Raw genomic sequence first — 25,528 nt, forward strand, 5'->3', positions numbered from 1 at the left:
CTGCCGGTCGGCGGGCAGGAAGCGCACGCCGAGGGCGGTGATCGCGGCGTAACGGATGCTGGTGCCGCGCTGCTCCATGGACACCGCTCGATCAGGCGCAGCTGACGCCCACACAAACGGTGTTGAGGAGCGTCAGCAGGCCGACGCACTCGCAGGTCGCCGCGAACGGCGCTCCGTCGACGCCGACCGGGTCGGTCTCCGGAAGGGCGTGCAGCTGGGCCAGCAGCTCGAGAGCCTGGTTCTCCATGACATTCTCCTTCTCTGTGAGGTGGCGACAGGTTCCCTGTCGCTCAGACCGGCTGCTGGACCATCCAGTGCCGGTGGTCGGTGTGGTGGATCCGCAGGAGGAAGGCCAGGATTCCCGCGGATCCGTCGCTCCAGCTCGTCGAGACGTCCCCGTACTCGTTGGGGAAGACGACGTGCCTGCCGCGGTGGGCCCGTTCGGAGACGATGAGGCGGGCCAGCTCCTCGGCCCCCGCCCGGTAGGCGGGGTCCCCCGTCGCCTCGGCCATGTCGAGGAGGAAGTCACCGTTCCCCGCCAGCCCGTGGCACTGGGTGAGGGCGGCGCGGGAGGCGCGCTCCACGACGGCGTGCGCGGCGCCGCGGGCGAGTTCGACGAACCGCTCGTCGCCGGTGGCCTGCCAGAGCCGGACCAGGAAGGAGCCGATGCCCGCCGAACCGTGGCACCAGTACGGGGCGGTGGGCACGTCCGCGGCCTGGGCCGGCCACTGGGCGGCCTCGCCGACCGTCACGGCGTGGGCCACCAGGAGCTCCCCCGCCGCCACGGCCCGCTCCCGGTGCTCCGGTCTGTTCGAGACGGCCGCGGCCGCGAGGAGGAAGCAGCCGATGCCCGACGCTCCGTGGGCGAAGCCCAGATAGCGTTTCCCGGCCTCCTTGGACACGGCTTCGGCGGGAACCGGCCAGCTCGCTCCGGACGGGTCGCGCTCGGCCGCGGCGGCCAGCCGGTCGGCCGCGTCGACGACCAGGTCGGCGAAGCGCGGGTCACCCGTGCGGTGCCACAGGTGGGCGGCGGCGAGTCCGCTGCCCGCCGTCCCGTGCGTGATGTCATGACTGGGCGTGGGCTCCTGCGGCGCCAGCGCCAGGGCCACCGCGCGGTTCACGAGCGCCCGGTCGGCGACGGCGCGTCCGGCGTCGTACAGCGCCCAGGCGGTTCCGCGGCCGCCGAAGTGCAGGCCCGGACGGACGGGGCGGAGGTCGGTGCGGGCCGCGATCCAGTGGCCCGCGGTGGAGATCAGCCCTGGTAGGCGCGGGTCGCCGGTGAGCTCGAAGTACCGTGTCAGGACCGCCAGGACACCGGCCGCGCCCTGCTGCACGGTGCAGGGATCGGTTTCCCCGGCCGTCGTGGACACGGGCCACAGCCTGCGGTCGTCCGCCGGTGTCATCGCATCGACGAGGTGGTCCACGATCCCGGCCACCGCCGCCTCAGTCGCGGCTCGCGTCGCGGCCCGCGTGGCCGCCCGCGTGGCCGCAGTGGTGTCGTGCGTGCCCGGCGTCGCGGCCCGCGTGGCGTCGTGCGGCTCGTGCCTCGACGCCGGCCCGGTGACGGCCGGGTACGCCGACCGCGCCGTGTCCGTGGCGCGCAGGGCCTCACGTGCCCTGGCGGGGTCCCACCGCTCGGCGGGATCGTCCTTCATCAGTCCGAGGATCATCTCCGGCAGGCCGGCCGGCAGTCGGAGCGAGCCGGTACAGGCGGCCAGCCAGTCGCCGAGCCGCTGTTCCGGAGCCCTGTCGGCGGGCTCCTCGGACAGCAGGTTCGGCACCTTCCCGGCCAGGACGAAGCACACGGTGGCGCCGAGGCTGTAGTAGTCGGCCGTCGGGGAGACGGGTGCGTCCACCAGGCGCTCGGGGGCGCTGAAGCCCGGTGTTCCCACCCGCGTCGGCAGCGGCACGTCGCCCTCCAGGACGGCGAGCTCCAGGTCGATGAGGCGCAGTTCACCGTCGGGGCGGACCATGACGTTGCCCGGTGTGAAGTCCCGCAGCACGCAGCCGCGGGCGTGGGCCGCCGCGACGAGGTCCACCAGACGTCCGACCTGCGCCAGCGCGTCGGCGCGGTAGCGCACGCTCCCGACGTCGCGGAAGCGCTCGGCGACCCAGGTGCGCAGCGGCACGCCCGGCACCTCCTCCTGGGCCAGGAACAGGTGACCGGCGTGCTCGAACACCGCGAGCGGCTCCGGTGCGAGTCCCGTGCCCTTGAGCTCGTCCAGCGTGCGGGCCTCGGCACGCAGCCAGTCGCGGACGTCGCTGCCCGACGCGTCGGCCTCCACGTGGGGCCGGGCTTCCTTGATCACCACGGGCGCGCCCGTCGAGACGTCCGTGCCCCGGTAGACGCCGCCCTTGTTGGTGTGCCGGATCGCCTCCCGCACGGAGAAGCGGCCTCCGATGACCACCGGGCGGCGCGCCGCCTCCTCCGTACGCGGCGGCAGCGGCACCGACGCGGGGAAGGGACAGACCGCCCAGGAGGGCGGGGAGTACTGCCCGGTGCGCTTGTCCTCCACGGCGTTGCCGTCGGGGTCCTCGATGTACCAGACGAGCAGCCCCTCGTCGGACAGGCGCCGCCGGCCGACGAAGGCGCCGTAGCGGTAGTGCACCAGGCTGTGTGCGGCGTACGGCTGGTCGGACAGGATCCGGGGACCGGCCAGGCCCGCCGTGGCCCGGTGCAGGTCCCGCGCGATCCGGGCCGCGTCGGCGTCGGAGCGCGGGTACACGGTGACGAACTTGCCCGAACTCCCCCGCGGGGTGGCACGGGAGTTGAGCGCGCTCACCTGCTCCAGCGACCGGGCGAACTTGAACGCCGACCCCTCTCGCAGCAGCACGTCCAGGGCCTTCGTGAGCACCTCCGGCGCGGAGGCGGCCGTCGCCGATACGTGCAGCTTCCAACCCTGTTTGCGCCGCATCCCGGACCGGGGTGTGAGGCGGCACCACATCTCGTCCGCGTCGGCCGTCCATCGCCCGCCCGTACCCGTGCTCCGCAGCGCCCGGGCGAGGAGGTCTTCGAGGTCAGTTTCGGTTGCGTGGCTCATCATGCGTGTCCCTCTCAACGGTGAGCACCGCTGGTTGGAATATGCCTTTGGCCATATGAACGTACAACGCGCCCCGGACGGACGTCACTTGATCCGGCGGGCGCAAAGGTGTCTTTCCAGAACCGGTCGGCGCGTACCGGCGCAAGAAAGGAGGCGCATCGGCCGACTCCCGGGGCAGATCTATGGCCGGAATTCATCCGACTCGATTCCCGTCCGCCCCGAAGTCCGCCACGACCAGGGCAAAGACCCCCGGTCGCGCACCCGCCACATTTCGGCCGCACGGGTATGCTTCGGTGACCCCGGAATCGCGCAATCGCGTTCTCGTGATTCCGCGCCGGCGGCGAACCGGCCGAACTCCCGCCCGAAACTCACGGGTGTGTTCGCTTTTCTCGAGAAAAAGGAAGGCCCATGGCGCGGGATCACCGGCGTCGGTCGGGGACGCCGGTGGGGGACGCCGGTCACGGACGTCAGTCGAGGAGAACTCCCGGGTTGAGCACCCGGTGCGGGTCGAGGGCGTCCTTGGCGGCCCGGAGCGCGATCGCGAAGGGTTCCGGGCGCTGGAGGTCGTAGCCGGGACGGTGGTCGCGCCCCACCGCGTGATGGTGGGTGATCGTGGCCCGGTGGCGGTTCAGCACGTCGGACGCCGCGGCCTTGATGTCGTCCCAGATCCGGACCTCGTCGCCGGGTCGGCCGGCCACGGCGACGGTGAAGTAGGGGGCCGCGCCGTCGGGATAGACGTGGGTGAGGCGGCAGTTGACGGTCGCCGGGTGTCCGGTGGCCTTCAGGGCGGCGGCGCCGACCTCGGTACGCACGGCGTCGATCAGCGCCGGGATCCGGTCCCAGGTGGCGGCGGTCTCGAAGGTCTCGACGACCGCGCCCATACGGGCCAGACCGTCACGCAGGTAGGGCATGCGCAGGAACGCCGAGCGCCAGGCACCGACGGCCGAGTCGGCCCCCGCACCGCGGTCGGTCCCCGGCGCCTCACCGCGGCCGCCGTGCGCACGGGCCAGGTCGAGGGCCGTCTCGAGACGGTCGTCGACACGGGTGACGGCGGACTCGAAGCCCAGGACGAGAACGGCCGAGCCGTCGTGCGAGGCACCGGACAGGAGCGCCTCGCCGGGGTCGAGCAGACGGCAGTTGGCCGGGGCGAGGTCGGACTGGGCGATGGCCCGCACCGCGTCCAGCGCGCGCGGGAGACCGGCGAAGGCCACGGACGCCGAGGCCTTGAACCGGGGGCGTTCCTGCAGCCGCATCCAGGCCTCGGTGATGACGCCGAGCGAGCCTTCGGAGCCGAGGAACAGGCGGTCGGGGGACGGTCCGGCACCGGACGCGGGGAGCCGCCAGGACGCGCTGGTACCGGCGGGGGTGACCACGCGCAGGGACTGTACGAAGTCGTCGATGCGGGTGTGGACGGTGGCGTAGTGGCCGCCGGCCCGGGTGGCGAGCCAGCCGCCGAGGGTGGAGAACTCGAAGCTCTGCGGGAAGTGGCGCAGGGTCAGCCCGTGCGGTCGCAGCTGCCCTTCCAGGACGGGCCCGAGCGCTCCGGCCTGGATGAGGGCGGAGCGGCTCGCGGTGTCGATCTCCAGGACCCGGTCCATGGCGGTCAGGTCGAGGGACAGCACGGCGCGGTGGGCGTCGCCGCGGTACTCCACTCCGCCGACCACGGAGGAACCGCCGCCGAAGGGGACGACGGCCACGGCGTGCTCGCCGGCCCAGTCGAGCAGGTCGGCCACCTCCTGGTCGGCGGTCGGACGGGCGACCAGGTCGGGGATGCGGCCGGGCCGGCCGCGCAGGGCGCGGATGACGTCGCGGTAGGCCTTGCCCATGGCGTGGGCGGCACGCTCGTCGGGATCGGCGGTGACGAGGTGCGCGAGGGAGGGCGGGGGTGTCGCGGCCGGACCGCCGATGGTGAGGTCGGCGATGCGGGGCAGCGGCAACGGGCGGGCCAGGGTGCCCGGCAGCAGGGCGCCCAGCGCGACGCATTCGGCGTCGTCGGGGTGGGCGTCGGCGTGGCCCCAGCCCCACCAGGAGCGGGGGCGGGCGGCGTGGGGGTCGGTCGCGATGGCAGGCATGCGTGCTCCCGGCGGGATCCGGTGAATTTACCCAACGGTAAATTACCCTAGGGTAAGATGGTGGGCATGACAATGCCTCCCTCCAAGGCCGGAACCAAGGGCGTGCCGAGAGCCGAACGCGAACGACAGGTCCTCACCGCCGCCACCGAGGAGTTCGGCCGGCACGGCTACGAGGCCACCACCATGGCGGCCGTCGCCGCGCGCGTCGGCGTCACCAAACCGCTGCTGCACCAGTACTTCGGCGGGAAGCAGGACCTCTACCTCGCCTGCCTGGAACCCGTCGGCGAGCGGCTGCTGGGAGCCGTCCGCACCGCGATGGCCGAACACTCCACCGAAGCGCCGCCCACTCCCCTGCGCGTCCTGGACGCCCTGTTCCACGCCCTCGACGGGCAGCGCGAGGCCTGGTTCGTGCTCTACGACCCCACGCTGCCGCCCGACAGCGACGCCGCCCGCCGCGCCGCCCGTTACCGCGGCGCGATCGACGACCTCGCGGCGACCGGCACCGCCGACCTCCTGCACACCGCCGGATCCGGCGACCCACTGGACGCCGACGCCCTCATGTACGCCTGGCGCGGTCTGTGCACGGCGCTGGTCCGCTGGTGGATCCGCCACCCCGACCAGTCGCCCGACGCCATGACGCGGCGCTGCGCCCGGATCTTCGCCGCCGCGCGCGCCGCCGCGGCCGGCGAAGAAGGGGACGGCGGCAGCGGCAGTGGCGACGACGACGCGGACGACAGCGGCGACGCCCGAGGGGTCAGGCCAGGACGTTCAGAGCGGCGGGCATCACCCTGAGGGTCACCGGAAGGGTCGCGTCGACCTCGCCGTCCGCGCCGTACGGGAGCGGGCGGTCGGCCTCGATCCGGATCTCCTTGCCGCGCAGGATCTCGACCTCGGGTCGACGCACGTGCGCGCCCGTCTTCAGCTCGTTCATCATGGCGAAGAAGAGGCGCTTCGGCGCCTGCTTGACGACCACGACGTCGAGCAGCCCGTCGTCGACGCGCGCGTCCGGCGCGACCTTCCTCCCGAAGCCGTAGAAGCCGGAGTTGGCCGCGACCACCGTGTAGCCGGTGCGCTCGTGCCGGATCCCGTCGATCGTGATCCGGTACACGGCGGGCTTCCAGGCGAGGACCGCCCGGAGACCGCCGGCGTAGTAGGACGCCGCGCCGCGCAGCAGGCGGGAGGCGTTGGCGTGGCGGTTGGCCACCGCGTCGACGCCCGCGTACACGCTGCCGAGGACGCAGGTCCGCGCGTGCGTGGCGGACTCCACCTCGATGGTGTCGACGGCCCGCGGCTCGGCTTCGAGCAGGATCCGGGCGAGCCGCGGGGCGTCGGTGGGCAGGCCCAGGGCACGGGCGAAGTCGTTGCCCCGGCCCGCGGGGACCAGGCCGAAGACCGTGTCCGTACCGCTGAGCGCGCCGCCGACGCAGCCGGCCATCCCGTCGCCGCCGACGGCGAGCACCACGTGCCCCTGCGCTCCGGCGGCCCGGGCGAGCTCCTGCGCGTGTTCCAGACTGCGGCTGTAGACGGTGTCGAGCCCCGCACCCGCCTCCCGCAGCAGCCGGGCCAGCGGGAGCAGGCCCGCCGTGCCGCTGGAACCCCCTGCGGTGGGGTTGACGACGGCGGTGAACTGTCGCATGGATCTGGCCTCCGGGCAGCAGAAGAAGGGGTTCAGCGGACGGGGATGAGGACTCCGGGGCTCAGCACGCCGGACGGGTCGACCTCGGCCTTGACGGCCTGCAGCATGCGGATGCCGAGGGGGCCGATCTCGCGGGCGTACCAGTCGCGGTGGTCCGTGCCGACGCCGTGGTGGTGGCTGATGGTGCCGCCCGCCGCCAGGATCGCGTCGTTGGCCGCCCGCTTCACCGGCGCCCAGTGTGCGACGGCGTCCTCGCCCTGCGCGGAGACGACGGTGAAGTAGAGCGAGGCGCCGTTCTCGTACGTGTGCGAGATGTGGCACATGACCAGCGGCGGGGTGCCGGCCTCGGTGAGCGTGCTCGTCAGCGCGTCGCGCACCGCCGTGTACAGGCCGGGGACCGCGGACCAGAAGGCCGCCGTCTCCAGCGTCTCGGCGAACGCTCCGGCGTCGAGCAGCGCGTCGCGCAGGTAGGGCGCGTCGTACCGGCCGTGCTGCCACTTGTCGCCGGGCTCCTCGCCGATGAACTCGCCGTCGCAGGCGAGCAGGACCTCACGGGCCGCGGCGCGCCGGGCGGCCGTCTCCGCCTCGGTGCCCTCGTAGCCGACGATGGCCATGCAGCCGGGGTTCTGCGGGGGTTCGGTGCTGCCGATGGCGTCCGGCTGCGCCAGCCCGATGAAGGTCTCCGACTCGTCCGACAGGCGCAGCACCGTGGGCCGCGGGCCGTCCTGGGCGAGCCGGCGCAGCGCCGCCGTGCCGGCCTCGAAGGAGGCGAAGCGCCAGCCTTCGTAGATCCGTACGGCCGGCAGCGGGCGGATCCGCACGGTCACCGCGGTGATCACTCCGAGGGCGCCCTCGGAGCCGAGGATCAGCTGGCGCAGGTCGGGGCCGGCCGCGGAGCGCGGGGCCCGGCCGGTCTCCAGGGTGCCTTCGGGGGTGGCGACCGTCAGACCGAGGACCATCTCGTCGAAGCGGCCGTAGCCGGCCGACGCCTGGCCGCTGGAGCGGGCCGCGGCGAAGCCGCCCACGGACGCCCACTCGAAGGACTGCGGGAAGTGGCCGAGCGTCCAGCCCTGCTCGTTGAGCAGCGCCTCGCACTGCGGGCCGCGCAGGCCGGGCTGCAGCGTCGCGGTGCGGGACACCTCGTCGACGGCGAGCAGCTGGTCGAGCCGCCGCAGGTCGAGGGCGACGAACGGGCGCTTGGTGGTGGGCGCGAGACCGCCGACGACGGAGGTGCCACCGCCGAACGGGACGGCGGCGAGGCCGTGGGCGGCACACGTGCGCAGGACGGCGAGGACCTCGTCATGGCTGCCGGGCAGTACGACGGCGGCGGGGATGTCGTCGACCTCGCCGGCCCGGATGCGCAGCAGGTCGGGGGTCGACTTGCCGCGGGTGTGCCGGATGCGGCTCTCGGCGTCGTCGCGCAGGGCGTCCGGCGCGGCGAGGGCCGCGCTCAGCGCGGTGCGCGCCTCGTCGGTCAGCGCCGCGGCGGGCGCCTCGATGTCGGCGAGGGCGGACGGGCCGCTCTCGCGCGGGGTGACGCCGAGCAGGTCCCGCAGCAGTCCGGTCACCGAGTCGGGCAGGGGCGCCGCCTTGGCCGGGTCGCCCCAGCCGCTCCACAACATGTCCACTTCGAAGGGTTCCTCACGGTCTGTTTCACGGACGGCGCTGCCGCTCGGCCCGCACTGGCATTACACTGTGACAGATGACGCCCATTCGTCACAACCATGCGGACGCAGATCCCGTGCTCGACGCCGCACGCGACTGCGTGCTCGCCGTCGGCGTACGCCGGACCACCCTCACCGACGTCGCCCGCCGGGCCGGCGTGTCGCGGATGACGCTGTACCGGCGCTGGCCCGACGTGCGCAGCCTCGTCGGTGACCTGATGACCCGTGAGTGGATCGCCGTCGCGGCCGACGCCATGCCGACCGCCGGCGACGACGGGCCGGTACGGGCGCGGATCGTCGAAGGACTGGTCGCGGGAGCGGCCGCCTTCCGGGCCCACCCGCTCTTCCACAAGATCCTCGACGTGGACCCCGAGCTGCTGCTGCCGTACGTCCTCGACCGGCGGGGCGCCAGCCAGGACGCCTTCCTCGGGCTCCTGGTCACGGCGCTCGACGAAGGCCACGCGGACGGCTCCGTACGCCCCTCGCGGACCGACCTGCAGGCCAGGTCCCTGCTGCTCGTCGTCCAGTCCTTCACGCTCTCGCTGCGCACCATGACCGACGAGACCGATCCCGAACTGAGCGAAGCCGCCTTCCTGGACGAGCTGCGCACCCTGCTGGAGAGGACCCTCACCCCATGAACCCCACGAGCGGCACCGCCCTGCCCGGCTCCTCCCTCGACGCCGAGCGACGCCGGCGCGAACTGGGCCGACTCGCCGACGGCACCGTCGTCGACGTCCTGGTCGTCGGTCTCGGCGCCACCGGCGCCGGCGCCGCGCTCGACGCGGCCACCCGAGGACTCAGCGTCGCCGCGATCGACGCCCACGACCTCGCCTTCGGCACGTCCCGCTGGAGCTCCAAGCTCATCCACGGCGGACTGCGCTACCTCGCCTCCGGACAGCTCGACGTCGCGCACGAGAGCGCCGTCGAACGCGGCATCCTCATGGAGCGCACCGCTCCCCACCTCGTCCGCGCGCAGCCCTTCGTGCTGCCCCTCACCCCGCTCGTCAGCCGCGGTCAGGCCGCCCTCGCCCGCGCCGGCTTCCTCGCGGGCGACCTGCTGCGCGTCGGCGCGCGCACCTCGCGCCGCACCCTGCCCCAGCCCCGCACGCTCTCCGCCGTCGAGACCCGGCACCTCGCCCCGGCCCTGCGTCCCACCGGGCTGCGCGGCGGACTGCTGTCCTGGGACGGGCGGCTCTGCGACGACGCGCGCCTGGTGACCGCCGTCGCGCGCACCGCGGCCGCCCACGGCGCCCGCGTCCTCACCCGCGTCCGCGCCCTGGAACTCCGCGGCGACGGCGCGCTGGTCCGCGACGAGACCACCGGCCAGGAGCTGCGCGTCCGCGCCCGCACCGTCATCAACGCGGCCGGGGTCTGGGCGGGCGGCCTCGTGGACGACGTACGCCTGCGGCCCTCGCGCGGCACCCATCTCGTCCTGCGCTCCGAAACCCTCGGCCGCCTCTCCGCCGGTCTGCACATCCCGATCCCCGGCGAGACGAACCGCTTCGTCCTGGTCCTGCCGCAGGGAGACGGACGCGTGTACGTCGGCCTCACCGACGAGCCCGTCGACGGGCCCGTCCCCGACGTGCCGGACGTCCCCGAGACCGACATCGGCTTCCTCCTCGACGTGCTCGGCTCCGCCCTGGACGTCACGGTCCACCGCGCCGACGTGGTCGGGGCCTTCGCCGGCCTGCGCCCTCTGCTCGACACCCGGGACGCGGAGGGCCGGACCGCCGACATCTCCCGCAAGCACGCCGTGCTCACCTCGCCCGACGGCATCGTCACCGTGGTCGGCGGCAAGCTGACGACCTACCGCCGCATGGCCCAGGACGCCGTCGACGCGGCCGTGGCCGCCCGCGGCCTGTCCGCCGGCGCGTGCCGGACCGCGTCCCTCCCCCTCGTCGGCGCGGCCCGGCCGCAGACCCTCGCCGGGCTCGACGTCCCGTCCCGTCTCGTGCACCGCTACGGCTCCGAGGCGCCGGCCGTGCACGCCCTGGGCGTCGAGGACCCCGCGCTCGCCCGGCCCGTCGTCCCCGGCCACCCGGTCACGGGCGCCGAACTGCTGTGGGCCGTCCGCCACGAAGGCGCCCTCGACACCTCCGACCTCCTCGACCGGCGCACCCGCATCGGCCTCGTCCCGCACGACCGCGCCGCGGCCGAGGAAGCGGCCCGCGACGCCCTCGCCCGCGTCGCCCGGGTGTAGGCGACGACCGGGCCTCACCGCCGATCGAGCACACCGCGCGCCTTCAGCGGCCGGGAGCTTCCCGCACGGGGTGCTTGCTGAGGATCGAGACCCGGTTGAAGGCGTTGATGGCGATGGCCACCCAGATCACGGCGGAGACCTCGTCGTCGTCGAACACCTCCCGCGCCTCGCCGTACGCCCGCTCCTGGGCGAGGGCGTCGGCGGGATGCGTGGTGGCCTCGGCGAGGGCCAGGGCCGCGCGCTCGCGGGCGGTGAACAGTTCGGTGTCACGCCACGCGGCGAGCACGCCCAGGCGCCGCGTGGTCTCCCCGGCGCGCAGCGCGGCCCGGGTGTGCACGTCGAGGCAGAAGGCGCAGCCGTTGAGCTGGGACACGCGCAGGTTGACCAGCTCGACCAGGATCCGGTCGAGCCCCGCGTCCGCGGCCGTCGCCCGGACGGCGTCGGCGGTCTCCACCAGGGCCCGGTAGGCGGCGGGGCTCCGCTTGTCGAGGTAGATCCGCCCGTTCGCCGTCCGGGCCCCCGTGACCTGTACCGTCTCGCTCACCGCGTGCTCCTCCGCCGGTTGTCGTGGGTCGTCGTCGGGACTATGATCACCCATAATTGTTGAAAGTAAAACTACATGGGGGAGAGAGGGCCGGGAGATGGACCACACGGAGGTCGAGATCCTCACCGCCCGGGACGTCCCGCTGGGCGGCCCGCGCGCGATGACCGTACGACGCACCCTGCCGCAGCGGGCCCGGACGCTCATCGGCGCCTGGTGCTTCGCCGACCACTACGGCCCCGACCGGGTCGCGGAGTCCGGCGGCATGGACGTGGCCCCGCACCCGCACACCGGGCTGCAGACGGTCAGCTGGCTCTTCAGCGGCGAGATCGAGCACCGCGACAGCCTCGGCACCCACGCCTCCGTGCGCCCGGGCGAGATCAACCTCATGACCGGCGGCCACGGCATCAGCCACACCGAGGTCTCCACCCCCGACACCACCGTCCTGCACGGCGTCCAGCTCTGGGTGGCACTCCCCGACGCACACCGGCACGCCCCGCGCGACTTCCAGCACCACGCCCCGCGGCCGTTCCGCGTCGACGGCGCGGAGGTCAGGGTGTTCCTGGGCACGCTGGCCGGCGCCACCTCTCCCGTCCGCACCTTCACCCCGCTCCTCGGCGCCGAGGTGGTGATCGACGCCGGAGCCGCCGTCGCCCTCGACGTCGACCCGGACTTCGAACACGGCCTCCTCGTCGACGACGGCGACGTCCACCTCGACGGCACCCCGGTGCGCCCCGCGGACCTCGGCTACACGGCCCCCGGCCGCACCACCCTCCTGCTGCGGAACACCTCCGACCGCCCGGCCCGGACGGTCCTGCTCGGCGGCACGCCGTTCGAGGAGGAGATCGTGATGTGGTGGAACTTCATCGGGCGCAGCCACCAGGACATCGTCGAGGCGCGCGAGGCGTGGGAACGCGCCTCCGACCGCTTCGGCAGCGTCGACGGCTACCCCGGCGACCGCCTCCCGGCGCCCGCCCTGCCGAACGCCGTCATCACGCCCCGCAAGAACCCCGCCCGCCGCTGACCCCCCGCCCGAACCGACCTCCCCACCCGGAAGGACCACCATGAGCGAGCCGACCACCACCCCCGTCGTCCGTCGCGTCGACGCCCGCCACCGCTACGAGATCCTCGTCGACGACAAGCGCGCCGGCCTCACCGCCTACCGCGACCGCGACGACCGCCGGGTCTTCTTCCACACCGAGATCGACGACGCCTACGCGGGCCAGGGGCTCGCCTCGATCCTCGTCGAGCAGGCCCTGACCGACGTCCGCGCCGCCGGCCTGCGGATCGTCCCCGTCTGCCCGTACGTGGCCAAGTTCCTCAAGAAGCACGAGGAGTTCGCGGACATCACCGATCCCGTGACCCCCGAGGTCCTCTCGTGGCTCGACGCCCAGCTGGGGCGCTGACACACCGGGCGGGCGGCTCGGGCGGGGCGCGGGGGCGTAGAGTGTGGGCGGGCGCGGTGTGATCATGAGGAGTATGTGTGACCGCGGTCAGCCTTGAGCACGCCACCGTCCCCGCCGACGCGGGCGAGGTGACCCTCCTGATAGCCCGCCGGGTGGAGCCCGGCTACGAAGCGGCCTTCGAACGGTGGGCGAGGGGAATCCTCGAGAGCGCCGCCGCCTTTCCCGGTCACCTCGGATACGGACTCTTCCGCTCCTCCGGCGGGGACTCCCCGTGGTTCCTCGTCCATCGTTTCCGGGACGCGGGAGCCTGCCGGGCCTGGCAGGAGTCGCCCGAGCGGGCGGCGTGGTTCGCCGACTGCGAGGGTCACCACCACACCGAGATCGCCCGGCGCGAACTGACCGGCATGGAGACCTGGTTCGCCAAGCCGGGGTCGACCCGCCCCGCGCCGCCGCGATGGAAGATGGCGATCAGCGCGACCCTGGCGATCTACCCGATCTCCGTGTTCGGCAGCCTCTTCCTGATCCCCCACCTGACCGCGCTCCCGCTCCTGCTCAGCAGCGCGGTCGTCGCCTGCGTCTTCAACGTGCTCATGACCTACGTGGCGATGCCCGCCGTGAGCAGGCTCCTGCGGGGCTGGCTCACGCCGTAGCGGCGGCCGCCCCTCCCCGAACCGCGACCCCGGCGGCGCCACGCCGTCACCGTCGCGCGCGATGATCCATGTCACTGTTGCCGGACCTTCAGAAGGCCGCCGGGCAGCCCGTAGCGTTGCCGAAACGAGCCGGGCACGACGCGGCCGAGTGACGTGCCCACGGCGGTGCGCACTCGACCGGTGTCGCCGTCCTAGGGTGCTCATCACCGGCAGGGTGAAGGGATCAGGATGTTCCGCAAGGTGCTGGTGGCCAACCGCGGGGAGATCGCGATTCGCGCGTTCCGCGCAGGCTACGAACTGGGTGCGCGCACGGTAGCCGTCTTCCCGCACGAGGACCGCAACTCGCTGCACCGGCTGAAGGCCGACGAGGCGTACGAGATCGGGGAGCCCGGGCATCCGGTGCGGGCCTACCTGTCCGTGGAGGAGATCATCGGGGCGGCCCGCCGGGCCGGTGCCGACGCCGTCTACCCGGGTTACGGATTCCTGTCCGAGAACCCGGAGCTGGCGCGCGCGTGCGAGGAGGCGGGCATCACGTTCGTGGGCCCGTCCGTGCAGACCCTGGAGCTGACCGGTAACAAGGCGCGCGCCGTGGCCGCCGCCCGGGAGGCCCGCGTTCCGGTGCTCGGCTCCTCGGCGCCCTCCACCGACGTCGACGAACTCGTCGCGGCCGCCGAGGACATCGGCTTCCCGGTGTTCGTCAAGGCGGTCGCGGGCGGCGGCGGCCGTGGCATGCGGCGGGTCGAGGACCGGGCGACGCTGCGCGAGGCGATCGAGGCGGCGGCCCGGGAGGCCGAGTCCGCCTTCGGCGACGCCACCGTCTTCCTGGAGAAGGCCGTCGTCGACCCGCGCCACATCGAGGTGCAGATCCTCGCCGACGGCGAGGGCAACGTCATCCACCTCTTCGAGCGCGACTGCTCGGTGCAGCGCCGCCACCAGAAGGTGATCGAGCTCGCGCCCGCCCCGAACCTGGACCCCGTGGTGCGGCAGCGCATCTGCGACGACGCCGTGCGGTTCGCCCGCGAGATCGGCTACCGCAACGCGGGCACGGTGGAGTTCCTGCTCGACCGGGACGGCAACCACGTCTTCATCGAGATGAATCCGCGCATCCAGGTCGAGCACACGGTGACCGAGGAGGTCACCGACGTCGACCTGGTGCAGTCGCAGCTGCGCATCGCCGCCGGGGAGACGCTCGCCGACCTCGGGCTGGCGCAGGAGTCGGTCGTGCTGCGCGGCGCCGCGCTGCAGTGCCGCATCACCACCGAGGACCCGGCGAACGGCTTCCGCCCGGACACCGGCATGATCAGCGCCTACCGCTCACCGGGCGGCTCCGGCATCCGGCTCGACGGCGGCACCACGCACGCCGGCACGGAGGTCAGCGCCCACTTCGACTCGATGCTGGTCAAGCTGACCTGCCGGGGCCGGGACTTCCAGGCCGCCGTCGGCAGGGCCCGGCGCGCCGTCGCCGAGTTCCGCATCCGGGGCGTGTCGACCAACATCCCCTTCCTGCAGGCCGTGCTCGACGACCCCGACTTCCGGTCCGGGAACGTCACGACGGCCTTCATCGAGCAGCGGCCCCACCTGCTCACCGCGCGCCACTCGGCCGACCGCGGCACGAAGCTGCTCACCTACCTCGCCGACGTCACCGTGAACAAGCCGCACGGCCCGCGGCCGGAGCTGATCGCCCCCGCGACCAAGCTGCCCGCCCTGCCCGCCGGCGCGCCGCCCGCCGGCTCCCGGCAGCGGCTCGCCGCGCTCGGGCCGGAGGGCTTCGCCCGGCACCTGCGCGAGTCGCCGACCATCGGCGTCACCGACACCACCTTCCGCGACGCCCACCAGTCGCTCCTCGCCACCCGGGTCCGTACCAAGGACCTGCTGGCCGTCGCCCCGGCGGTGGCGCACACCCTGCCGCAGCTGCTCTCCCTCGAGTGCTGGGGCGGCGCCACCTACGACGTGGCGCTGCGCTTCCTCGCGGAGGACCCCTGGGAGCGGCTGGCCGCGCTGCGCGAGGCCGTGCCGAACATCTGCCTCCAGATGCTGCTCCGGGGCCGCAACACCGTCGGGTACACCCCGTACCCGACCGAGGTGACCGACGCCTTCGTGCAGGAGGCCGCCGCCACCGGCATCGACGTCTTCCGCATCTTCGACGCGCTCAACGACGTGCGGCAGATGCGGCCCGCGATCGACGCCGTACGGGAGACCGGGACGGCGATCGCCGAGGTCGCGCTGTGCTACACCTCCGACCTCTCCGACCCGTCGGAGCAGCTGTACACCCTGGACTACTACCTGCGGCTGGCGGAGGAGATCGTCGCCGCGGGTGCGCACGTCCTCGCGATCAAGGACATGGCCGGACTGCTGCGCGCCCCCGCCGCGGCCAAGCTGGTCTCGGCGCTGCGCAGGGAGTTCGACCTGCCGGTGCACCTCCACACCCACGACACGGCCGGCGGCCAGCTCGCCACCTACCTCGCGGCGATCCAGGCCGGGGCGGACGCCGTGGACGGCGCGGTGGCCTCCATGGCCGGCACCACCTCGCAGCCCTCGCTGTCGGCGATCGTCGCGGCGACCGACCACTCCGACCGGCCCACCGGGCTCGACCTGCAGGCGGTCGGCGACCTGGAGCCGTACTGGGAGAGCGTCCGGAAGATCTACGCCCCCTTCGAGGCGGGTCTCGACTCGCCGACGGGGCGCGTGTACCACCACGAGATCCCCGGTGGGCAGCTCTCCAACCTGCGCACCCAGGCCGTGGCCCTCGGCCTCGGCGACCGCTTCGAGGACGTCGAGTCCACCTACGCCGCCGCGGACCGGATGCTGGGCCGGCTGGTGAAGGTCACGCCGTCGTCGAAGGTGGTGGGCGACCTCGCGCTGCACCTCGTGGGCGCCGGGGTGTCGCCGGCGGAGTTCGAGGCGACGCCGAACCGGTTCGACATCCCCGACTCGGTCGTCGGCTTCCTGCACGGCGAACTGGGCACGCCTCCCGGCGGCTGGCCGGAGCCGTTCCGTACCAAGGCGCTCGAGGGCCGCGCCGGCCCCAAGCCGGTCCAGGACCTGACCGACGCGGACCGCGAGGGTCTCGACAAGGACCGCCGGGCGACGCTGAACCGCCTCCTCTTCCCCGGCCCGACGCAGGCGTTCGAGGCGCACCGCCAGGCGTACGGCGACACCAGCGTGCTCGACAGCAAGGACTTCTTCTACGGGCTGCGCCCCGGGAAGGAGTACACGGTCGACTTCGGGCCCGGCGTGCGCCTGCTGATCGAACTGGAGGCCGTCGGCGAGGCCGACGAGCGCGGCATGCGCACCGTGCTGTCCACGCTGAACGGCCAACTGCGGCCGATCCAGGTGCGCGACAAGGCGGCCGCCGCCGACCTCCCCGTGACCGAGAAGGCCGACCGGTCCGACCCCGGCCACGTCGCGGCCCCGTTCGCCGGCGTGGTCACGCTGACCGTCGCCGAGGGGGACGAGGTCGCGGCGGGGGCGACGGTGGCCACGATCGAGGCCATGAAGATGGAGGCGTCGATCACCGCTCCGAAGGACGGCCGGGTGTCCCGCCTGGCCATCACCCGGATCCAGCAGGTGGAAGGCGGAGACCTGCTCGTCGAGATCGTCTGAGCCCGGCGGCCGGGACGCCTCACCACGCGTCCCGGCCCGAAGGTTCTCCGGACGTTCCGGGAAGCGGGCACACCCGCGGGCCGAGCCGCTACGAGCGGTGGCGGCGGTCGTGCTTGATCGAGTCCATGACGCCTTCGGCGCGGTGTCGCATGCTCGACATCTTCTCCCGGACCTTGCCCTTCGTCTGGTCCGCCTTGCCCTCGCTCTCGAGGCGCTCGTGGCCGGTGACCTTTCCGGCGATCTCCTTGAGTCGGCCCTTGGCCTTGTCCATCGCGCCACTCATGTCCCTGGTCCCTCCGTCATGTCGGCACCCACCCTCCAGGTTAGGTTCGTGCGTCCCGGGGTGCTCGTCGCACAGCCGACGGCGCTGCCGGACCGGGCGGGACCTCGGGGCACGCCGGTGGCCTAGAGTGAGCTCGTGCCGTCGTACAGCATTGGGCAGGCCGCGGAGCTGCTCGGAGTGAGTTCGGAGACCGTTCGCCGGTGGGCGGACGGCGGCAAGCTGGGCATGCAGCGGGACGGGGCCGGCAAGCGCGTGATCGAGGGGGCCGCCCTGGCCCGGTTCGCGCAGGAACGGGGGGCGGGTCTGCACGCCGTTCCGGAGGACGACGTGCCGACCTCCGTCCGGAACTCGTTCGTGGGGCTCGTGACGGGCCTACGGGTCGACGACGTGGCGGCGCAGGTGGAGGTCCAGTCGGGCCCGCACCGGCTGGTGTCGCTGGTGACGCGGGAGGCCGTCGAGGAGCTCGGGCTCGACGTCGGCGTCACGGTCACCGCCCGGGTGAAGTCGACGAGCGTGCACATCGACGTGCCCTGACCCGTCCGCTTCGCCGGTCCTCAGGCGCACAGGAGTGCGGCGCGCAGGTCCGCCCTTGGTCGAGGCGGGACAGGTCCCGGCCGGTGAGCGCCTCGACGCGGTGGACCCGGCCGGCACCCCACCGTCGCCTACCTGCGACGGGACTGGGAGCAGCACCGCGCCGAGGTCGTCTTCGACTGCGCCATGGCAGGGCCTCAGCGCCAACCTTCCTCGGGCCGTCCTGCTCGCCACCCGCATGAGACGACGAGCAGCTCGCCGGGGCCGGCACCCAGCTGGTCGTGCCCTCCGACCGTTGCGGGGCACCGGTACGTCAGCGCCGCCACCGGGATCTGGATCGGCGCCCACCGGCTCGCCGGCGCGCCTCCGTCCGAGGGCTGAGACCACGGGGCCCCGTCCTCGTACCTTCACACGACCGACCTCTCACCAGCAGTGGAGAGTCCCACGTCTTTGTTGCAGATGAGAGCGCGTTCGGCCTAACGTGGCGCATATGCAGTCCTACACCATCGGGCAGACCGCACGTCTGCTGGGCGTCAGCCCGGACACCGCGCGGCGCTGGACGGACGCGGTCGGGGTCGCGACCCGTCGCGACGAGAGCGGTCGGCGCGTGATCGACGGCACGTCGCCGGCCGCGTTCTCGGTGGAGATCGCGCAGGGCGACGACGACGAGACCTCGTACACGTCGGCGCGCAACGCGTTCCCGGGCATCGTCACGGCGATCGAGCCCGGTGAGATCGCGGCCCAGGTCACCGTCCAGGCCGGACCGCACCGGCTCGTCTCCCTCCTCACCCGGGAGGCCGTGGAGGAGCTGGGACCGGAAGTCGGCATGCAGGCCACCGCCCGCGTGAAGTCGACCAGCGTGCACATCGACCGCACCTGATCATCCCCTCACGTACCACCGAGACGTCTCGGCCGTCGGCGCGACCGGCCTCTTCCCCGCACTTCCCTTTCGTCCCCAGGAGCTCAGACCCTCATGTCCCTCAGCCTCACCCCCGCCGGACGTCGTGCCGCCGCCACGGTCCTGACCGCCGCGCTGCTCGTGCCGCTCGCGGCCTGTTCGAGCGACGACACCCAGAAGAACACGGCCGGGTCCACGGCCGACGGCTCCGCGGGCGCCGCGCCGCGGGCCGACCTGACCGTGCTCGCCGCGGCCTCCCTCACCGACGTCTTCAGGACCGCCGGCGCGGCCTACGAGAAGTCCCACCCCGGCACGAAGATCACGTTCTCCTTCGCCGGCTCGCAGGAGCTCGTCGCCCAGGTCTCGCAGGGCTCCCCCGCAGACGTCCTGGTCACCGCCGACACCAAGAGCATGGGCAAGGTCGAGGCCGACACGAGCGCGCCGACGGTCATCGCGAAGAACCGGCTCGTCATCGCCACCGGCGAGGGCAACCCGCACAAGGTCGCCGGCCTGAAGGACCTCGCGGACCCCAAGCTCAAGGTCGTCCTCGCGGCCCCCGAGGTGCCCGTCGGCAAGTACAGCAAGCAGATCCTGGACGCGCAGAGGATCACGGTGAAGCCGGTCTCCCAGGAGCCCAACGTGCGTGCGGTGCTGAGCAAGGTCGAGCTGGGCGAGGCCGACGCCGGTCTCGTCTACAAGACCGACGCCGAGAGCGCCGAGGACAAGGTGGACGCTGTCGAGATCCCCGACGCCCAGAACGCCGTCGCCACGTACCCGGCCGCCACGCTGAAGGGCTCGAAGAACGCCGGGGCCGCCGCCGCGTTCGTCGCCTGGCTGTCCTCGCCCGAGGGCCAGAAGATCCTCCAGGACGCCGGCTTCCAGAAGCCGTGACCGACGGGATCGTCTCGATCGCGCGGGGCTGTCCGTACCGGGGGGGGAACGGACAGCCCCTGCGCCTCATGTCCCCCTCCATCGCTTCGGGATCATCCATGAAACGAGCAGGCGTACGCACCTCCGGCGCCCGTCCGCCCCTCCTGCTGGCGCTGCCCGCGCTCGCGGCCGTGGTCTTCCTGGCCCTGCCGCTGGTCGGCATCCTGGTACGGACGGAGTGGAGCGGGCTCGCCGACCACCTGAGCTCCCCCGGCACCGTCCAGGCGTTGCGGCTCTCGCTCCTCGTCTCCTTCTGGGCCCTCGGACTGTCGCTGCTGCTCGGCGTCCCCCTGGCCTGGCTGCTCGCCCGGGTGCCCTTCCCCGGCAAGGCGTTCGTCCGCTCGCTCGTCCTGCTGCCCATGGTGCTGCCGCCGACGGTCGGCGGCGTCGCGCTCCTGCTCGCCTTCGGCCGCCGCGGGCTCCTCGGACCGTGGCTGGAGAACACCTTCGGCATCACGCTGCCGTTCCACACGTCCGGAGCCGTCCTCGCGGCCACCTTCGTCGCCATGCCCTTCCTGATCATCAGCCTGGAGGGTGCGCTCGGCGGACTGCGCCCGCGCTACGAGGAGACGGCGGCCTCGCTGGGCGCCTCACCCGTGCGCGTCTTCTTCACCGTCACCCTGCCCATGGTGGCGCCGGGCGTCGTCGCCGGCGCGGCCCTGACCTGGGCACGGGCGCTCGGCGAGTTCGGCGCCACGATCACCTTCGCCGGCAACCTGCCCGGCACCACCCAGACCCTGCCGCTCCAGGTCTACCTGCTCCTCCAGGACGAGCCGGAGGCGGCCACCTCCGTCTCGCTGCTGCTCCTCGCCATCGCGATGGCCGTGCTGATCGCCCTGCGGGGACGGTGGACCGGCACTCCGGTCGACCGTGCCCGCCGCGCCACCGCCCCGGAGGCCGGTACGGAGCCGACTGCCACCGGCCCCGCCACGGGCCCGGCCGCCACCGACCCGACCGCCCAGAAGCCGTTCGCCACGGGCCGCCTCGTGGCGGGGCATCCCGGTCCGGCCGACCGGCCGGAGGGGGCCGGACCCCCGGCCCCCTCCGGCGAACGCTGGGCGCTGCACGCCGAGGTCACCGGCTTCACCCGGCTCACCCTGGACGCCGAACCGGGCACGACCATCGCCGTCGTGGGGCCCAACGGCGCCGGCAAGTCCACCCTGCTCCGGGCCCTCCTCGGCCTCACCCCGCGCGCCCACGCGGAGCTCGCCCTCGGCGACACCGACGTCACCACTCTGCCCCCGCACCGGCGGCGGGTCGCGTGGGTGCCGCAGGACGGCGCCCTCTTCCCGCACATGACGGCCCTCGCCAACACCGCGTACGGGCTTCGCGCCCAGGGCGTCCCCCGCACCGAGGCCCGCCGGGTGGCCCAGACCTGGCTCGACCGCCTCGGGGTCGGCCACCTCGCCCACCGCAAGCCGACGCAGCTGTCCGGCGGGCAGGCGGGGCGCGTCGCCCTGGCCCGCGCGTTGGCCGCCCGCCCGCGCCTCCTGGTCCTCGACGAGCCGCTCGCCGCGCTCGACCAGACCACCCGCGCCCACGTCCGCCACACCCTGCGCAGCCACCTGGCCGACTTCGCGGGCGTGTGCCTGATCGTCACGCACGATCCGGTCGAGGCCGTCTCGCTCGCCGACCGCGTGCTCGTCCTCGACGAGGGCCGGGCGCTGCAGGACGCCACGCCCACCGAGGTCACGCGCCACCCCCGCTCCCCGTGGGTGGCCCGGATGCTGGGCCGCAACGCCTGGCCGGGCACGGCCACCGCGGAGGGCCTCGCGCTCGACGGCGGCGGGGTCCTGGTCGCGGCGGATCCGCCGGCGGCCGGCATCCCGGCGCTCGCGATCGTGGCGCCCGAGGCGGTGTCCGTCCACCGCGAGAAGCCCCTCGGCAGCCCCCGCAACGTCTGGCCCGGCACCGTACGCGAGATCACCGGCAGCGGCAGCCGCCTTCGCGTCCTGATCACCTCGGACGTGGCTCCCGACCTCGTCGCCGAGATCACCCCGCAGGCCGCCGCCGAACTCGGCCTCGCCGAAGGGGTGTCCGTCTGGACGAGCGTGAAGGCCACCGAGACGACGGTCGTCGCCCTCTGATCCTCTCGGCGGACGGGGAACGCCGTGGGAGCGCGACGGCTACGAGCCGCGTGCGGAAGGCGCCGGTCAGGCGGCGGAGAGGGCGATCTCGGTCGACTTGATGAGCGCGACGACGGACGTGCCGGCGGCGAGGCCGAGGTCCTCGACCGCGTCCTTGGTGATCGCGGCGGTCAGTTGCCCGCCCTCGACGGTGACCTTCACCGAGCCCATGGCACCGCCGGTCGAGACCTCGGTGACGGAGCCGGCGAGCTGGTTGCGGATGGAGATGCCCTCGACGGGGCCGGTCGCGAGGGCGACCTCGGTGGACTTCACGAGGGCCTTCACCGCGGAGCCCTCGGCCAGGCCCAGGTCCTTGACGGCATCGGCGGTGATGGCGGCGGTGATGTCCTGACCGCCCGCCAGGCGCACCTTCACCGACGCCATGGCCTCGCCCATGGTGACGGCGGTGACGGTGCCGGGGAGCTGGTTGCGCAGGGACAGGGTCATGGAAACACGCCTCACAGAGCCGGGAACGAGCAGTCGTCACGGAGGTGACCTGCATCACGGCCGACGCTACCGGAAGGAGGATCGCGTTCGGCCCCGTGCGTCGCGGCCACCAGCCGAATGGACGCGACGTCCTCGCGCATGCCGTGAGGAGTCCCCCGTGGCCTGGTGGGCGTCGCGGGCCGCGGTTCGTGTCCGCCGCCCGCGACGGCGCAGCGGCTACCGCGTGAACACCGGCGTCATGGACACACGGGTGCACCACCACGAGGTGGCGGGCCCGACGGGTGAGGCACCGCACGGCGCCGCCGCACGCCCTCGGGCCCGGTCGCGGTGACCGGGCCCGAGGAGGTGGTTCCGGAACGGGCGTCTCCGTCTGTCGGTGGCTCAGCCGACGTTGACCGCGCTCCACGCCGCTGCCACGGTGGCGTACTCGGGGCCGGTGGCGCCGTAGAGGTCCTTCGCCGCGTTCAGGGTCGCGGTGCGGGCCCCCTTGTAGTCCGTGGTGGAGGTCATGTAGACGGTGAGCGCCCGGTACCAGATGGCGGCGGCCTTCTGGTTGCCGATGCCGGTGACGGTGGAGCCGTTGTAGGTCGGGCTGTTGTACGTGACGCCGTTGATCGTCTTGGTTCCGCTGCCCTCGCTGGCGAGGTAGAACCAGTGGTTGCCGACGCCCGAGGAGTTGTGCACGTCGAGCCGGCCGACGGACTTCGACCAGTAGTCGGCGGAGCGGCCGTCCAGGGACGGCTTGTCCATCCGGCGCAGCCACGGCGGGGTGGACTGGTCGCTGAAGAGGTAGTCGGGGGTGTCGATCGAGTTGTTGGCGTACCACTCGACCATCGTGCCGAAGATGTCGCTGGTGGCCTCGTTCAGGCCGCCGGACTCACCGCTGTAGCGCAGGTTGGCGGTGGCCGAGGTGACGCCGTGGGTCATCTCGTGGCCCATGGTGTCGAGGTCGACCTGCTCGGGGTCGACGGTGCCGTTGCCGTCGCCGGTCATCATGCAGAAGCAGGAGTCGGACCACTGGGCGTTGTCCCAGTTGGTGCCGACGTGGACGAAGACGGTGGCGCCGCGCCCGTCGTTCTTGATGCCGCTCCGGCCGAAGGTCGACTTGTAGTAGTCGTACGTCTTGGCGGTGTTGGCGTGCGCGTCGACGGCTGCGGTGGAGCGGTCCGTGGAGAACTTACGGCCGTCGCCCCAGATGTTGTCGGCGTCGGTGAACAGCGTGCCCGAGGAGCTGTTCAGGGACGAGGCCGAGGCGTTGCGCGCGTCCTTGGTGACGTGCTTGCGCACCGGGTCGATCAGGGCGAAGGTGCCGTCGGCCTGCTGGGTGGTGTCGATCGTGATGTCGCCGGTGTACTCGGAGTGGCCCGTGCCGGCGGCCTCGCGCTCGGTGTCGTAGTTCTCGATCGCGGCGCCGGTGGTGGCGTCGGTGACGAAGACCTCGCCGTGCGGCTGGCCCTTGTCGCCCAGACCCTGCACGGTGGTGCGCCAGGCCAGTCGGGGGGTGCCGTCGGCCGCCCACACGATCAGCTCGGGGGTGGACGTGGCGTCGCTGACCAGGCCCTGGGAGCGCTTCAGGGCGCCGGCCGCGGTGCCCTTGGCGTCGACGGCCGGGGTGACGGACGCGAGGGCCACCTTGTGGGCCTTGGCGTGGCTGGATCCCTTCAGCGCCCCGTCGGCCTTCTGGTGGACGACGAAGTCGCCGCCGACGACGGGCAGGCCCCGGTAGGTCCGCTCGAAGCGGACGTGCTGGGTGCCGTCGGCGTCGATCACGACGTCCTTGACCTGGAGGGCCTGGCCCGCCCCGAAGCCGAAGGTGTCGGCGTGCCGGGTCACGTTCGCCTGGGCCCGGGATATCGCCGTGTCGCGGACGGAGATCCCCTGCTGCGCCGCCTGGGGCTGCGAGTACGCCGGTACGGCCAGCGCGCCGGTGGTGAGGACACCGGCGGCGACCATCGTGGAAAGGGCAAGGAGGTGACGGGGCATGACGCGGTGTTTCCTTCGCTCGTCGTGGGGGTGACGACGTCCTCGGACGTTGACGCGAAGTGTTCACCAGGTGACATGTTCCTGACGTGATCCCATGTGGGATACAACCGGGGTGCTATAGGGGGTGGGGAACCGGGGCCCCGGGCGTCCGCACGCAGCCCCGCGCGGTCACCCGTCCGCGCCGAGGGCGAACTCCTCGCCGCCGACCTCCCACCAGGCCAGGTACTGCGGCCGCTGCCGCACCAGCGCCAGATAGGCACCCAGGAGGCGCGCGCCGGCCGCGTCGACGAGTTCGGGCGGGACCGACTCCGTGTTCCAGGCCAGTTGCAACCGGCGGTGGAACGGGACGTCCACGAGCGGGCGCTGCACGGTGCCCTCCGGCGGGACGTCGGCGGTCGGCCACACACCGCAGACGGCACGCCGGCCGGCGACGAGGATGCGTGCCACGGACAGGTCCGAGGTCACGTGCGCGATGCGCGGGGTGAATCCCGCCGACTGGCAGGTGAGATGGAGGTACGCGTGCACACCGCTCTCGTCCGCCTCCGGCATGACCCACTCCTCGTCCCGGAGGTCATGCAGACCGACCGTCTCCTGGCGGGCCAGCGGATGGTCCTCGGCGAGCAGGACGAAGACCGGTTCCCGCAGCAGGGTGCGCGTCGCCACCGACTCGCCGACGGGAAGGGGGAAGCCCGGGAACTCGCCGAACACCGCTATGTCGCATTTCGACTGGCTCAGCGCTTTCATCAGGGTGTGCACGGAACGCCGGGCGTCGATGGTGAGCCTGCGCTCCGGGACGAGTTCGAACAGGGCGGAGATCAGCAGCGACACCAGGGGGCCGGCGGTTCCCCCCGCCCGCAACGGAGCGGCCGTCTCCCGGTCGGTCTCGGCCGCCGAACGCGCGTGCTCGCGCAGCCGGTCGAAGCCGACGACGAGGTCACGTGCGCAGCGGAGGACGTACTGACCGTTCTCGTTCGGTTTGACCCCTTCCGGGCTGCGGATGAAGAGGGGACCGCCCAACTCCTGCTCGATCCGCTTCAGCTGAGCGCTCGTGGCCGGCTGGGAGAGCTGCAGCCGCGCGGCCGCTTTGCGGATGCTGCCGGCCTCGGCGACGGTGAGCAGGACACGGAGGTGGCGGAACTCGAGGTGCATGAACTTTCCCCGCTCAGGGCGGAGGGCCCCTGTGCACCCCCCGTGACCAGCAGTACCAGTTGCCCGAGGGCATGGTGACCAAGAGTCTGACGGACCCGTCGGAGCGGCAACCACGGGAGGGCAAAATCTCCGTGCGCAGGCCACGGCTTTGCACCGGCACCGCGCCCCCGGCCGGCCCCGAAGGCGCCGGCCGGGGGCCCGCGGGCGGGGGCCCGGCCGGGGCCGGCGGGGGGGGGGGCGGCGCGCCCCCGGCCGGCGCCCCCCGCGCCGGCCCCCCGCGACGGTGTCCCGGACGAGGTCGTAGGTGCTGTTGTGCTCCTCGACCAGGGCCAGGAGCTCCGCCTCCGCCTCCGGCTTGGTGTCCTTCG

21 protein-coding genes are annotated in these 25,528 nt (G+C 73.3%); 11 read left to right on the forward strand and 10 right to left on the reverse strand.

What is annotated here, in order from left to right:
- Nucleotides 1-91 precede the first annotated feature (91 nt).
- The 3 genes from AB0M16_RS35730 to AB0M16_RS35740 form a co-directional block, all read right to left on the reverse strand.
- On the reverse strand, nt 92-247 hold the full coding sequence (locus AB0M16_RS35730; RefSeq protein WP_365350626.1) for a VenA family class IV lanthipeptide: 156 nt from the start codon (nt 245-247) through the stop codon (nt 92-94).
- 43 nt (nt 248-290) lie between these two features.
- Nucleotides 291-3,044, reverse strand: coding sequence for a class IV lanthionine synthetase LanL (lanL, locus tag AB0M16_RS35735; protein ID WP_365350628.1), 2,754 nt, complete (start codon nt 3,042-3,044; stop codon nt 291-293).
- Nucleotides 3,045-3,508: 464 nt separating this feature from the next.
- Nucleotides 3,509-5,113, reverse strand: coding sequence for an FAD-binding oxidoreductase (locus AB0M16_RS35740; protein ID WP_365350630.1), 1,605 nt, complete (start codon nt 5,111-5,113; stop codon nt 3,509-3,511).
- Between the two features lie 66 nt (nt 5,114-5,179).
- Between AB0M16_RS35740 and AB0M16_RS35745 the strand changes: the two genes are divergently transcribed.
- Nucleotides 5,180-5,905 (forward strand): TetR/AcrR family transcriptional regulator, encoded by a 726-nt coding sequence (locus AB0M16_RS35745; protein WP_365350632.1) that lies wholly within the window; start codon nt 5,180-5,182, stop codon nt 5,903-5,905.
- Here the strand turns inward: AB0M16_RS35745 and AB0M16_RS35750 are convergent.
- Both AB0M16_RS35750 and AB0M16_RS35755 read right to left on the reverse strand, forming a co-directional pair.
- Nucleotides 5,868-6,749, reverse strand: coding sequence for a YegS/Rv2252/BmrU family lipid kinase (locus tag AB0M16_RS35750; protein ID WP_365350634.1), 882 nt, complete (start codon nt 6,747-6,749; stop codon nt 5,868-5,870). The two genes, AB0M16_RS35745 and AB0M16_RS35750, sit on opposite strands and share 38 nt — an antisense overlap.
- A gap of 32 nt (nt 6,750-6,781) precedes the next feature.
- Nucleotides 6,782-8,377 (reverse strand): FAD-binding oxidoreductase, encoded by a 1,596-nt coding sequence (locus tag AB0M16_RS35755; RefSeq protein ID WP_365350636.1) that lies wholly within the window; start codon nt 8,375-8,377, stop codon nt 6,782-6,784.
- Between the two features lie 74 nt (nt 8,378-8,451).
- Between AB0M16_RS35755 and AB0M16_RS35760 the strand changes: the two genes are divergently transcribed.
- Nucleotides 8,452-9,051, forward strand: a complete 600-nt coding sequence (locus AB0M16_RS35760) for a TetR/AcrR family transcriptional regulator (protein ID WP_365350639.1) — start codon at nt 8,452-8,454, stop codon at nt 9,049-9,051.
- Nucleotides 9,048-10,613, forward strand: coding sequence for a glycerol-3-phosphate dehydrogenase/oxidase (locus tag AB0M16_RS35765; protein ID WP_365350641.1), 1,566 nt, complete (start codon nt 9,048-9,050; stop codon nt 10,611-10,613). The genes AB0M16_RS35760 and AB0M16_RS35765 overlap by 4 nt, the downstream gene beginning before the upstream one ends.
- Nucleotides 10,614-10,656: 43 nt before the next feature.
- Here AB0M16_RS35765 and AB0M16_RS35770 read toward each other — a convergent pair whose 3' ends face one another.
- Entirely contained in the window at nt 10,657-11,157 is a 501-nt protein-coding gene (locus AB0M16_RS35770) for a carboxymuconolactone decarboxylase family protein (protein ID WP_365350643.1), read from the reverse strand.
- Between the two features lie 97 nt (nt 11,158-11,254).
- Here AB0M16_RS35770 and AB0M16_RS35775 point away from each other — a divergent pair, with 97 nt between their 5' ends.
- From AB0M16_RS35775 to AB0M16_RS35790, 4 genes are all read left to right on the forward strand, one after another.
- Nucleotides 11,255-12,178, forward strand: coding sequence for a pirin family protein (locus tag AB0M16_RS35775; RefSeq protein WP_365350645.1), 924 nt, complete (start codon nt 11,255-11,257; stop codon nt 12,176-12,178).
- Between the two features lie 40 nt (nt 12,179-12,218).
- Nucleotides 12,219-12,560 carry a GNAT family N-acetyltransferase gene (locus AB0M16_RS35780; protein WP_365350648.1) on the forward strand — a complete coding sequence of 114 codons (342 nt, stop codon included), beginning with the start codon at nt 12,219-12,221 and terminating at the stop codon, nt 12,558-12,560.
- A 77-nt stretch (nt 12,561-12,637) separates the two neighbouring features.
- Nucleotides 12,638-13,210 carry an antibiotic biosynthesis monooxygenase gene (locus AB0M16_RS35785; protein WP_365350650.1) on the forward strand — a complete coding sequence of 191 codons (573 nt, stop codon included), beginning with the start codon at nt 12,638-12,640 and terminating at the stop codon, nt 13,208-13,210.
- A gap of 228 nt (nt 13,211-13,438) precedes the next feature.
- Entirely contained in the window at nt 13,439-16,813 is a 3,375-nt protein-coding gene (locus tag AB0M16_RS35790) for a pyruvate carboxylase (protein ID WP_365350652.1), read from the forward strand.
- An 88-nt stretch (nt 16,814-16,901) separates the two neighbouring features.
- Here AB0M16_RS35790 and AB0M16_RS35795 read toward each other — a convergent pair whose 3' ends face one another.
- Nucleotides 16,902-17,096, reverse strand: a complete 195-nt coding sequence (locus AB0M16_RS35795) for a CsbD family protein (RefSeq protein ID WP_365350654.1) — start codon at nt 17,094-17,096, stop codon at nt 16,902-16,904.
- Between the two features lie 135 nt (nt 17,097-17,231).
- Here AB0M16_RS35795 and AB0M16_RS35800 point away from each other — a divergent pair, with 135 nt between their 5' ends.
- The 4 genes from AB0M16_RS35800 (at nt 17,232) to AB0M16_RS35815 (ending at nt 21,542) form a co-directional block, all read left to right on the forward strand.
- Nucleotides 17,232-17,630, forward strand: coding sequence for a helix-turn-helix transcriptional regulator (locus tag AB0M16_RS35800; protein ID WP_365350656.1), 399 nt, complete (start codon nt 17,232-17,234; stop codon nt 17,628-17,630).
- Nucleotides 17,631-18,117: 487 nt separating this feature from the next.
- Nucleotides 18,118-18,507 (forward strand): TOBE domain-containing protein, encoded by a 390-nt coding sequence (locus AB0M16_RS35805; protein ID WP_365350658.1) that lies wholly within the window; start codon nt 18,118-18,120, stop codon nt 18,505-18,507.
- Nucleotides 18,508-18,600: 93 nt separating this feature from the next.
- Nucleotides 18,601-19,416 (forward strand): molybdate ABC transporter substrate-binding protein, encoded by an 816-nt coding sequence (gene modA / locus AB0M16_RS35810; RefSeq protein WP_365350660.1) that lies wholly within the window; start codon nt 18,601-18,603, stop codon nt 19,414-19,416.
- A 98-nt stretch (nt 19,417-19,514) separates the two neighbouring features.
- Nucleotides 19,515-21,542: an ABC transporter permease gene (locus tag AB0M16_RS35815; RefSeq protein ID WP_365350662.1), complete on the forward strand. Its 2,028-nt coding sequence runs from the start codon at nt 19,515-19,517 to the stop codon at nt 21,540-21,542.
- A 66-nt stretch (nt 21,543-21,608) separates the two neighbouring features.
- On the opposite strand, the gene AB0M16_RS35820 is transcribed toward AB0M16_RS35815, so the two are convergent.
- The 3 genes from AB0M16_RS35820 to AB0M16_RS35830 form a co-directional block, all read right to left on the reverse strand.
- On the reverse strand, nt 21,609-22,028 hold the full coding sequence (locus AB0M16_RS35820) for a TOBE domain-containing protein (RefSeq protein WP_365350664.1): 420 nt from the start codon (nt 22,026-22,028) through the stop codon (nt 21,609-21,611).
- Between the two features lie 381 nt (nt 22,029-22,409).
- Nucleotides 22,410-24,011, reverse strand: coding sequence for a M4 family metallopeptidase (locus AB0M16_RS35825; RefSeq protein WP_365350666.1), 1,602 nt, complete (start codon nt 24,009-24,011; stop codon nt 22,410-22,412).
- A 168-nt stretch (nt 24,012-24,179) separates the two neighbouring features.
- Entirely contained in the window at nt 24,180-25,160 is a 981-nt protein-coding gene (locus tag AB0M16_RS35830) for a LysR family transcriptional regulator (RefSeq protein ID WP_365350668.1), read from the reverse strand.
- Nucleotides 25,161-25,528 lie beyond the last annotated feature (368 nt).

The sequence above is a fragment of the Streptomyces sp. NPDC051921 genome (assembly GCF_040680975.1).
GTDB lineage: Bacteria > Actinomycetota > Actinomycetes > Streptomycetales > Streptomycetaceae > Streptomyces.

Bases quoted from the DNA above. Each gene is read 5' to 3' on its own strand.
- AB0M16_RS35730 (WP_365350626.1), bottom strand. From the start codon at position 247: ATGGAGAACCAGGCTCTCGAGCTGCTGGCCCAGCTGCACGCCCTTCCG.
- lanL (WP_365350628.1), bottom strand. From the start codon at position 3,044: ATGATGAGCCACGCAACCGAAACTGACCTCGAAGACCTCCTCGCCCGG.
- AB0M16_RS35740 (WP_365350630.1), bottom strand. From the start codon at position 5,113: ATGCCTGCCATCGCGACCGACCCCCACGCCGCCCGCCCCCGCTCCTGG.
- AB0M16_RS35745 (WP_365350632.1), top strand. From the start codon at position 5,180: ATGACAATGCCTCCCTCCAAGGCCGGAACCAAGGGCGTGCCGAGAGCC.
- AB0M16_RS35750 (WP_365350634.1), bottom strand. From the start codon at position 6,749: ATGCGACAGTTCACCGCCGTCGTCAACCCCACCGCAGGGGGTTCCAGC.
- AB0M16_RS35760 (WP_365350639.1), top strand. From the start codon at position 8,452: ATGACGCCCATTCGTCACAACCATGCGGACGCAGATCCCGTGCTCGAC.
- AB0M16_RS35765 (WP_365350641.1), top strand. From the start codon at position 9,048: ATGAACCCCACGAGCGGCACCGCCCTGCCCGGCTCCTCCCTCGACGCC.
- AB0M16_RS35775 (WP_365350645.1), top strand. From the start codon at position 11,255: ATGGACCACACGGAGGTCGAGATCCTCACCGCCCGGGACGTCCCGCTG.
- AB0M16_RS35780 (WP_365350648.1), top strand. From the start codon at position 12,219: ATGAGCGAGCCGACCACCACCCCCGTCGTCCGTCGCGTCGACGCCCGC.
- AB0M16_RS35790 (WP_365350652.1), top strand. From the start codon at position 13,439: ATGTTCCGCAAGGTGCTGGTGGCCAACCGCGGGGAGATCGCGATTCGC.
- AB0M16_RS35795 (WP_365350654.1), bottom strand. From the start codon at position 17,096: ATGAGTGGCGCGATGGACAAGGCCAAGGGCCGACTCAAGGAGATCGCC.
- AB0M16_RS35805 (WP_365350658.1), top strand. From the start codon at position 18,118: ATGCAGTCCTACACCATCGGGCAGACCGCACGTCTGCTGGGCGTCAGC.
- modA (WP_365350660.1), top strand. From the start codon at position 18,601: ATGTCCCTCAGCCTCACCCCCGCCGGACGTCGTGCCGCCGCCACGGTC.
- AB0M16_RS35815 (WP_365350662.1), top strand. From the start codon at position 19,515: ATGAAACGAGCAGGCGTACGCACCTCCGGCGCCCGTCCGCCCCTCCTG.
- AB0M16_RS35820 (WP_365350664.1), bottom strand. From the start codon at position 22,028: ATGACCCTGTCCCTGCGCAACCAGCTCCCCGGCACCGTCACCGCCGTC.
- AB0M16_RS35825 (WP_365350666.1), bottom strand. From the start codon at position 24,011: ATGCCCCGTCACCTCCTTGCCCTTTCCACGATGGTCGCCGCCGGTGTC.
- AB0M16_RS35830 (WP_365350668.1), bottom strand. From the start codon at position 25,160: ATGCACCTCGAGTTCCGCCACCTCCGTGTCCTGCTCACCGTCGCCGAG.